The 1,812-nt window shown below is 44.9% G+C and carries 3 protein-coding genes; 1 reads left to right on the top strand and 2 read right to left on the bottom strand.

The features are described from left to right. Positions 1–362: hypothetical protein (locus G459_RS30700; protein WP_425393754.1), on the top strand; the 362-nt coding region annotated here is incomplete at its 5' end. 2 nt (positions 363–364) lie between these two features. Here the strand turns inward: G459_RS30700 and G459_RS30695 are convergent. Further along, a complete protein-coding gene (locus tag G459_RS30695) occupies positions 365–496 on the bottom strand; it encodes a hypothetical protein (protein WP_425393753.1) in 132 nt (43 codons plus the stop codon). A 155-nt stretch (positions 497–651) separates the two neighbouring features. Further along, complete coding sequence (locus G459_RS30690) at positions 652–969, bottom strand: hypothetical protein (RefSeq protein ID WP_425393752.1); 318 nt, start codon at positions 967–969, stop codon at positions 652–654. Positions 970–1,812: the final 843 nt, after the last annotated feature.

Here is a 1,812-nt window from a genome sequence, read left to right as displayed (position 1 = left end):
ACCTTCAATCGCACCATACCGGAATTGAAATAAGCGATCGCCGGATTCTTCAACATCTCGGAGATCACCTTCAATCGCACCATACCGGAATTGAAATTGTACTTCTTGCTGTACAGCTCTTAGAGGGGATGCTGCTTCAATCGCACCATACTGGAATTGAAATAGGGAAAGGGGAAACTAATAAAAATGATTCAGTGGCCTTCAATCGCACCATACTGGAATTTAAACTAGAATGCGAAGACCCGGAGCCTGAATTCTTTATTTCACTCAATCGCGCCATTCTGGAATTGAAATTGAAAATAATAATCTGGATTATGTTGAACCTCTTTACCTTCAATCGCACCATACCGGAATTGAAATGACTTCAGCTTCGCCCTGCATCTTGATCTCTGACCACCTTCAATCGCACCATACTGGAATTGAAACCTATCAACTCGCCGCACGCCTTGTCGACTCCTCCGGCTCTCAATCGCACCGTTCTGGAATTGAAATTCATTTTCAAATCAAGTTTGGGATCCGGGAACCGAACCTTCAATCGCAACATACAGGAATTGAAACTTCATTACATGATCGACATCGAGACCCTCGACGTCACCTTCAATCGCAACATACAGGAATTGAAACTGTTGAAACGATGTTGAAACCGATATGTCAAAAACATCTCAATTGCACCAACTGGAATTGAAACACAAAGGTCAGTGACTGGGGCTGTTGGAGGATGGCACTCTCAATCGCACCACACAGGAATTGAAAATAGAAGATCTCAAACTGCTCGAAAAGCATCCCGTGGCCTTCAATCGCACCATACTGGAATTGAAATGCGAAATAGGCAAGTTCGTTGGTTGCGCCTGAGATGGTTTCAATCGCACCATACTGGAATTGAAATTTGGCCCGAGATGAAGAAGCGGAGTATTTCACTGATCCTTCAATCGCACCATACTGGAATTGAAATATCTGGTAGTATTTCATAAAATCCGACACCCCGTTCTCTCAATCGCACCAATCTGGAATTGAAACTCTGTGTAGATGAAGTAGTGATATCCGTCTACCTTCCTCTCAATCGCACCATACTGGAATTGAAATGCGGCGAGCCTCTGGACACAAGCGTATCCGAGCGATCCTTCAGTCGCACCATACTGGAATTGAAATTGAGTTGGCCTCATTCGCTTCTAAGTACTCCAGACCCCTTCAATCGCACCATACCGGAATTGAAATCAGTATGTCCGTCCGGTATGGAGCACGGCGGGGACTCCTTCAATCGCACCATACCGGAATTGAAATGGGACTTGATGCAACTCACATGCGTGTCTTTGATCGACCTTCAATCGCACCATACCGGAATTGAAATTAGCTTGGAGCGCCTGATTAAGGCTGCCGGCACTCTCCTTCAATCGCACCATACTGGAATTGAAATATAGCAAGCCTGTAGCCATTGTGCCGTCTTCTGCATGCCTTCAATCGCACCATACTGGAATTGAAATGACATACCCTCGGATCTCCTTGATGGTATTGACTGACCTTCAATCGCACCATACTGGAATTGAAATAAAATTATATTGTGTTGGAGTTCCCGGAACATTCAACCTTCAATCGCACCATACTGGAATTGAAATATGGCTGGACAAGCTGGCAGAGCTGAGAGAAAAGAAACCTTCAATCGCACCATACTGGAATTGAAATAAGGAACTTCAGGACCTGGTGCTAAAGCGGAAGGGACCTTCAATCGCACCATACTGGAATTGAAATTCGATGAAAGTGTGATTACCCGTGATCCGCAGCGTGCCTTCAATCGCACCATACTGGAATTGAAAT

It is taken from the genome of Algoriphagus terrigena DSM 22685 (assembly GCF_000429445.1).
Classification (GTDB): Bacteria; Bacteroidota; Bacteroidia; order Cytophagales; family Cyclobacteriaceae; genus Algoriphagus; species Algoriphagus terrigena.
The sequence above is the reverse complement of the archived record's forward strand: the minus strand, read 5'-3'. Positions and strand labels throughout refer to the sequence as shown.

What these genes read in the sequence shown, in the direction of transcription:
- G459_RS30695 (WP_425393753.1), bottom strand. Translation starts at nt 496, where the DNA reads ATGAATTTCAATTCCAGAACGGTGCGATTGAGAGCCGGAGGAGTCGAC.
- G459_RS30690 (WP_425393752.1), bottom strand. Translation starts at nt 969, where the DNA reads ATGAAATACTACCAGATATTTCAATTCCAGTATGGTGCGATTGAAGGA.